This window comes from Actinoplanes sp. NBRC 101535, from assembly GCF_030269225.1.
Taxonomy (GTDB): domain Bacteria; phylum Actinomycetota; class Actinomycetes; order Mycobacteriales; family Micromonosporaceae; genus Actinoplanes; species Actinoplanes rectilineatus.
On the sequence record NZ_BSSY01000008.1, the window covers coordinates 58,530 to 65,541 of the forward strand.

7 protein-coding genes are annotated in these 7,012 nt (G+C 71.2%); 3 read left to right on the forward strand and 4 right to left on the reverse strand.

Features of this window, described 5'->3' with window-relative positions:
* Window positions 1-240: 240 nt before the first annotated feature.
* The gene (locus QSK32_RS22645) at window positions 241-690 is read left to right on the forward strand and encodes a peptidoglycan-binding domain-containing protein (RefSeq protein ID WP_045746224.1); all 450 of its coding nucleotides are present in this window, start codon (window positions 241-243) and stop codon (window positions 688-690) included.
* Here QSK32_RS22645 and QSK32_RS22650 read toward each other — a convergent pair.
* The 4 genes from QSK32_RS22650 to QSK32_RS22665 all read right to left on the reverse strand — a co-directional run bounded on the left by QSK32_RS22650 (window position 674) and on the right by QSK32_RS22665 (window position 4,907).
* Window positions 674-1,426 (reverse strand): energy-coupling factor ABC transporter ATP-binding protein, encoded by a 753-nt coding sequence (locus QSK32_RS22650; protein ID WP_045746223.1) that lies wholly within the window; start codon window positions 1,424-1,426, stop codon window positions 674-676. The genes QSK32_RS22645 and QSK32_RS22650 overlap by 17 nt on opposite strands.
* Before the next feature lie 58 nt (window positions 1,427-1,484).
* Window positions 1,485-2,234 (reverse strand): cobalt ECF transporter T component CbiQ, encoded by a 750-nt coding sequence (cbiQ, locus tag QSK32_RS22655; RefSeq protein ID WP_045746222.1) that lies wholly within the window; start codon window positions 2,232-2,234, stop codon window positions 1,485-1,487.
* Between the two features lie 4 nt (window positions 2,235-2,238).
* Entirely contained in the window at window positions 2,239-3,195 is a 957-nt protein-coding gene (locus QSK32_RS22660) for an Acg family FMN-binding oxidoreductase (RefSeq protein WP_045746221.1), read from the reverse strand.
* Between the two features lie 74 nt (window positions 3,196-3,269).
* Window positions 3,270-4,907: a GAF domain-containing sensor histidine kinase gene (locus QSK32_RS22665; protein WP_285473283.1), complete on the reverse strand. Its 1,638-nt coding sequence runs from the start codon at window positions 4,905-4,907 to the stop codon at window positions 3,270-3,272.
* Window positions 4,908-5,068: 161 nt separating this feature from the next.
* On the opposite strand from QSK32_RS22665, the gene QSK32_RS22670 reads away from it, so the two are divergent.
* Entirely contained in the window at window positions 5,069-5,716 is a 648-nt protein-coding gene (locus QSK32_RS22670; RefSeq protein ID WP_045746243.1) for a response regulator, read from the forward strand.
* A gap of 190 nt (window positions 5,717-5,906) precedes the next feature.
* Complete coding sequence (locus QSK32_RS22675; RefSeq protein WP_285473078.1) at window positions 5,907-6,512, forward strand: hypothetical protein; 606 nt, start codon at window positions 5,907-5,909, stop codon at window positions 6,510-6,512.
* Window positions 6,513-7,012: the final 500 nt, after the last annotated feature.

Consider the following 7,012-nt stretch of genomic DNA (forward strand, 5'->3'; position numbering starts at 1 on the left):
TCGACGGCGAGCCCGGCCCTTCTCAAGGGGCCGGGCTCGTGCCATTTCCCACTACGTGTCACGGTCTGTCGACTCTGTGTTCGCATCTGCGTGATCTCCGTGCTGAACGAACGCTTACGAACAGGTGAGCCGAAGATTCCGTGGTCGAGAGATTCTTCACCCTTTCAATCGACGGTTCTAGAAGAGAGGGTGGGGTAGGCACCACATACCCGTCGCTCGACGATGAGGAAGGGGACCCCCATGACCGACACCCTGAACCCCTGGCCGACGACCCGGCAGGGCACCAAGGACCACCCCGTCCCGACCCTGCAATACCTGCTGCTCGCGCACGGCCACACGGTCACCGTCGACGGAGTCTTCGGACCGCAGACCGGCGAGGCCGTCCGCGCCTACCAGCGGACCCGGGGACTCACCGACGACGGCGTCGTCGGCCCGGACACCTGGCACGCCCTGCTCGTCGAGGTCGCCCCGGGATCGCGCGGCAACGCGGTCCGCGGCGTCCAGCACCGGGCCGGCGTCACGGTCGAACCCGACGGGGAGTACGGCCCGCGTACCCAGGACGCGGTCCGTGAGGTGCAGGCGGCGGTCCTGGCGAGCGGCACCCCGATCGCCGTCGACGGCGTGATCGGGCCCAAGACGTGGCAGGCCCTGATCGGCGGCGTCAGCGCCCCGCTCAGCCGCGCCGCATAGCGGGGTCGAAGCCGAACGGCAGCTCCAGGCGGTGCTCGGCCATCAACTCACGGTCGGCCAGCAGCGCCTGCGTGCCGCCGTCGGCGACGATCCGGCCGGCGTCCAGGATCACCGAGCGGGGGCAGAGCTCCAGGGCGTACGGCAGGTCGTGGGTCACCATCAGCACGGTCACCGGCAACGACTCGATGATCTCGGCCAGTTCGCGGCGGCTGGCCGGGTCGAGGTTGGACGACGGCTCGTCGAGGACCAGGATCTCCGGGCGCATCGCCAGCACGGTCGCGACCGCCACCCGGCGCCGCTGCCCGAACGAGAGGTGGTGCGGCACCTGGTCACGGTGCCCGGTCATGCCGACGGCGGCCAGCGCCTCGTCCACCCGTGCGGTGAGCTCGGCACCGCGTACCCCCAGATTGGCCGGGCCGAAAGCGACGTCCTCCGCGACCGAAGGCATGAAGAGCTGGTCGTCGGGGTCCTGGAAGACGACGCCGACCCGGCGCCGGATCTCGGTGATCGCCGCCCGGTCGCCCGGGGCGACCGGCATCCCGGAGATCTCCACCCGCCCGCCGCCGCCGTGCAGGATGCCGTTGAGATGCAGCACCAGCGTGGTCTTGCCGGCCCCGTTCGGCCCGAGCAGGGCCACCCGCTCGCCCGGCGCGACGCTCAGATCGACGCCGCGCAGCGCCTCGCGCCCGTCGGGATAGGCGAAACGCAGTCCGGTGATGCTCAGGGCCGGGGTCATGCCGATGATGCTAGAGGCGGAGCCGGTCACACCCGCAGCGGGTGTGAACGAGGAGGAGTCACATGCCCCTGGCGAGGACCACGGCCAGGATCGCGGCGGTGGCGACCGGGAGCGTGGCCGACAACGCCCATTCCCGGGCGGGCGCCCGGGAGTCGGAGACGGCCGGGAGACGACCGGTGTAGCCGCGCGACAGCATCGCCAGGTAGACCCGCTCACCACGCTCGTAGGAGCGCAGGAACAGCGACCCGACGCCGACCGCGAACGCCTTGGCCTGCCAGAGGAACCGCGGATCGTACGCCCGGGAGAGCCGGGCGATCCGCATCCGCCGCGCATCGTCGGCGAGCACGTCGATGTAGCGCAGCATGAACGTCATGATCTGGGTGAACACCACCGGGCAGCGCAGCCGGTCCAGCCCGAGGATCAGGTCCCGCATCGTGGTGGTCGCGGCGAGCAGCAGCGACGCCAGCACCCCCAGCGTGCCCTTGGCGAAGATGTTCCATGCGCCGTGCAGGCCGTCGACCGACAGCGAGAAGCCCAGCCAGTCGACCCGCTCGCCGCGCCCGGCGAACGGCAGCGCCACCGCCAGAACCACGAACGGCAGCTCGATGGTGGCCCGTTTCGCCAGCCAGCCGGCCGGCACCCGGGCGATCACCGCGACGACGGCGAGCAGCAGGAGGTAGCCGCCGAACGCGGCGAACGCGGTGCGTGGCGTGCTCACCACCAGCACGGTGAAGAGCAGCATCGCCACGATCTTCACCTCGGGGGAGAGCCGGTGGATCGGGCTCTCCCGGTCGAGGTGCAGGCTCATGCCGTCAGCTTAGTAGCACGTCCGCCACGTCCCTGCGGGCGGACGGGTGACCCGGATAGCCGTAGCCCACCCGGAACGCGATCTGCGGGAACCCGCTGCGGCCCAGCGACCGCCGCAACTGGTCGCGGGCGGCCGGCACCTCGATCGGCTGGGAGATCAGCGAACCGGTCAGCCCGGCGTCGGTCGCGGCCAGCAGCACCCGCTGCAGCGCCTGACCGGCCATCACCTGGTCCAGCCGGCGGTCCCCGGCGGTGCCCAGGATGCCGACCAGCGGCTCCGGCTCGTAGTCGCGTCCCGGCGACCGGTGCCGCTGCGCGAACGACCGTTGCGGGATCAGGTCCTGGTGCTCGGCGACCGGCGCGCCGGCGGCCACCGGGATGCCGTCCTCGGCCGTGTCGGCGCCGGTCCAGGTGATCAGCTCGGACTGGTAGCGCACGTCGCGGCGCAGCACCCGGTCGGCGCTGTGCGCGATCTCCGAGAAGCCGGTCAGTGCGGTCATCCCGACCAGCAGATCGAGCCAGCCGCCCTCGGCCTGCACCGCCTCGATCAGGCGGACCCGGACGTCGGCGGGCACCGGGTCCGGCCAGAACGGCTCCCGGTTGCTGTGCCGGCGTTCGATCGCGGCGTGCAGGTCACGTTCGATGTAGGTGGGCGGGCGCTGCCGTCCCGGGGTCAGCCGGGCGATCACCTCGGGTTCGTGGCCGTCGGGCAGCAGGCGCACCTCGGCCGGGGTGCCGGCCCAGGCCAGCGCCAGCCGGGCGTTGAACGTGGCCGCGCCGCAGGCCAGGCGCATCGCCCAGCCGCCGTTGTCGGCGACGGCCAGGTGCCGGCCCGGATCCGCGAGGACCTCGATGGCGCCGTCGCGGAGCCGGAACATCCACGGCTGGCTGTTGTACATGGATGGGGCATGGATCCCGGCCGCGGCGGCGCGCCGCAGGTCGGACTCGTCGTAGCGCGTCACGGCTGATTCTCCTTCACGGTGTACCTCCACCGTGCCGTGCCGGTGCCCGGTCCGTTAAGGGCCGAAAGTCCCCCTCAACCGGACAGCGGAACCCGCCAGGTGACCATGGCCCCCGTGCCGTCCGGCCGGGTGGCGATCTCGAAGGCCCCACCGAGGTCGTGGGCGCGCTCACCCATGTTGACCATGCCGCCGCGGGCCAGCGCCGGGTCGATGCCCACGCCGTCGTCCTCGACCTGCAGGATCAGTTCGCCGCCGGCGGCACGCACCGAGACGCGGACGGCGGTCGCGTTCGCGTGCCGGGACACGTTCGCCAGGGCCTCGCGCAGCACCGCCATCAGCTCCGGCACGATGTCGTCCGGCACGGCGCTCTCCACCGGCCCGGACGTCTCCAGCACCGGCCGGAAGCCCAGCGTGTCGAAGGCGGCGTCGACCGTGTCGCGCAGCTCGGTGCGCAGCGTGGCGCCGACCGGGGCGCGCAGCTCGAAGATCGACCGGCGGATGTCGCGGATGGTGGCGTCCAGGTCGTCGACCGCCGCGTTGACCCGCCGCAGCACCTCCGGCTTGGCCCCGGACGCCTGCGCGGCCGCGCCCTGCAGCTGCATGCCGGTGGCGAACAACCGCTGGATGACCACGTCGTGCAGGTCGCGGGCGATACGCTCGCGGTCCTCCAGGACGGCCAGCAGCTCCCGCTGCTCCTGGGCACGGGCACGTTCCAGGGCCAGCGCGGCCTGCCCGGCGAACGTGGAGAGCAGCACCGCGTCGTCGGACGTGAGGATCGCCCGGTGCACGGCCTGACTGACGATCAGCACGCCCTGCGGCATGTCCGCGCCGGCCAGCGGGGCGGCCAGCGCGGCGCTCCCCGGCACCGGACCGGGCCACTCGGCGACCTCACGCAGGTTGTCCAGCATCAGGTAGCGCTCGGTGCCGAAGGTCTGCGCGCCGAGGCCGTCGACCGGCAGCACCCGGCCGGTCATGCCCTTGCAGTCGGCGTCGGCGCTCTCCACCACCTCGATGGTGTAGCGGTCGTTCTCCTCGTCGTAGAGCAGCACCATGACCAGCTCGGCGTCGGCGACCTCGCGGGCCCGGCGGGCGATCAGCCGCAGCGCCTCGGTCCGGCGGACGGTCCCGAGCAGCACCCCGGTGATCTCGCCGGCCGCCTCCAGCCAGCGCTGCCGGCGCTGGGCCACCTCGTAGAGCCGGGCGTTGTCGATGGCGACGCCCGCCGCGGCAGCCAGCGCCACCACGATCTCCTCGTCATCCTCGGTGAACTCGGCGGCCCCGATCTTCTCGGCCAGGTAGAGGTTGCCGAAGATCTGGTCGCGGGTGCGGACCGGGACGCCGAGGAAGCTGTGCATCGGCGGGTGGTGCGCCGGGAAGCCGTACGAGTCCGGATGCTGGGTGATGTCCGGCAGCCGGACCGGCCGCGGCTCGGTGATCAGCAGGCCCAGCACACCCCGGCCGTGCGGAAGGTCACCGATCTTGGCGTGGGTCGCCGGATCGATGCCGTGCGTCACGAAATCGGACAGGCTCGGACCGTCCGGCGACAGCACGCCCAACGCCCCGTACCTCGCGTCGGCGAGCGCGCACGCCGCCTCCACGATCCGCTGCAGCGTGCTGTTGAGATCCAGGTCGGTGCCGATGCCGACCACGGCGTCCAGCAGCGCCCGCAGCCGTTCCCGGCTGGACACGATGGCGCCCACCCGGTTCTGCATCTCCTGCAACAGCTCGTCCAGGCGGATGCGGGACAGGGGGCTCAGGCCGAGGGTGGGCGGAGATCCGTCTGACACGTGTCCGAGGCTAGCCGGTCGGGAGATCCGGGTCGCCGGGACCTTGTGCCCTAGGTGTGGGGCCGGGCGGGCGGTATGAATAAGACATGATCCGAGTCTTTCTCCTCGACGACCACGAGGTCGTCCGCCGCGGCCTCGTCGATCTGCTCCAGGCGGGCGGCGACATCGAGGTCGTGGGCGAGTCGGGTTCCGCCCGGGAGGCGGCCCGGCGTATCCCCGCACTGCGCCCCGACGTCGCGGTCCTCGACGCCCGCCTGCCCGACGGCAACGGCATCGACGTCTGCCGCGACGTGCGCGCCGTCGACTCGTCGATCAACGGCCTCATCCTGACGTCCTACGAGGACGACGAGGCCCTGTTCGCCGCGATCATGGCGGGCGCGTCCGGTTACGTCCTCAAGCAGATCCGCGGCACCGACCTGGTCGACGCGGTCCGCCGGGTCGCCGCCGGCCAGTCCCTGCTCGACCCGGCGGTCACCCAGCGTGTCCTCGAACGCATCCGTAACGGCGTCGAGCAGCCCCGCGAGCTGGCGTCGCTGACCGATCAGGAACGCCGCATCCTGGAACTGGTCGCCGAGGGCCTGACCAACCGGGAGATCGCCGGCCGGATGTTCCTGGCCGAGAAGACGGTCAAGAACTACGTCTCCAGCCTGCTGGCCAAGCTCGGCCTGGAGCGTCGCACGCAGGCCGCGGTGCTGGCCACCAAGTTGCTCGGCGACCACCCCTCACATCACTAGATCTCTCTTTCGGCACGGCCTGGGCGATTCGGTCCAGGCCGTTCTTCATTTTTTCGTACGCGTGATGGGGAGTCCCGTACCCCCCAACGCGATCTTCCCGTGCCTGGTCACCGCCCTGCCGCGCCTTGCGCCCCGAGCCGTTCCCCGGTTACATTGCAGTCGTATTGCAAAGGGTTCGGGGGAGGTCACGATGATGAGCAGAATGGCCGCGGTCGAAGCCATGATGTGGCGCAGCCTGTTCCAATGGCTCCGGCGCGCCCCACTCGACCTGGCCCCCGGCGAACAGGCCTTCACCCACCACCGCATCGTCAACCCGATCCTCGGCGCCTTCATCGGCATGTCGATCGTCGAGATTCCGATCCTCGACGTGATCGTCAGCCACGTGATCCCATGGCCACCGGCCCGCTGGATCACCCTGGCGCTGAGCCTCTGGGGCCTGCTGTGGATGCTGGGCCTACTGGCCGCGATGCGCCGCACCCCCCACGTGGTGGGCCCGGCCGGCATCCGGGCGCGCACCGCCCTGGGCGTCGACATCACCGTGCCGTGGGAGCAGATCACCACGGTGACACGCAGTGTGCGCCCACTGCCGTCGTCGAAGAGCATCCAGGTCGAGGACGGCGCCCTGCACCTCGTCGCCGGCAGCGAGACGAACGTCGACATCCACCTGCGGTCGCCGGTCGCGTTGCCACTCCCGGCCGGCGCCAGCCCGCCGGTCACCCAGCTGCGGCTGCATGCGGACGACGAGAAGGCGTTCGTGGCGGCCGCCCATATGCGGCTGACTTCGATGGCCCTCTGAGTTCACGGCGGGCTAGACACGTTTCGCGGTCAAGGTCTGCGTGGTGATTTCGGGCGCGCTGGGCGCCCGTAATCACCACACCCGTGGCGGTGTGGTGATTACGGGCGTGGTGGGCGCCCGTAATCACCACGCTCGGGTGGGTGTGGTGATTACGGGCGTGGTGGGCGGCTGAAGTCGCCATGTGGACCCTGACGACGAAACGTGTCTAGCGAGCCGTGAACTGTTGCCCGGACGCTCTGCCCGGACAGACGGACGGACGGTTCGGCTCGTTCGGCCGTCGTCGCGTCGTCGGGTAGCGGTTCTGGCACTCGTGTCGCTATGGAGGACGGCTCGTGGCGAGGACAGTTCGGGTCGGTTGGGGGCGGGCGGCTCGGATCGGGGCAGTTGGGGCGAGGACGATTTGGTCAGTTCGGGGTGAGGACGATTGGGGCAGTCCGGCCGTCGTTCCCGGTTCTGTGGCGCGATTTCGGGCCGTGGGTGACGGCTCGGTTGTCTCAGCC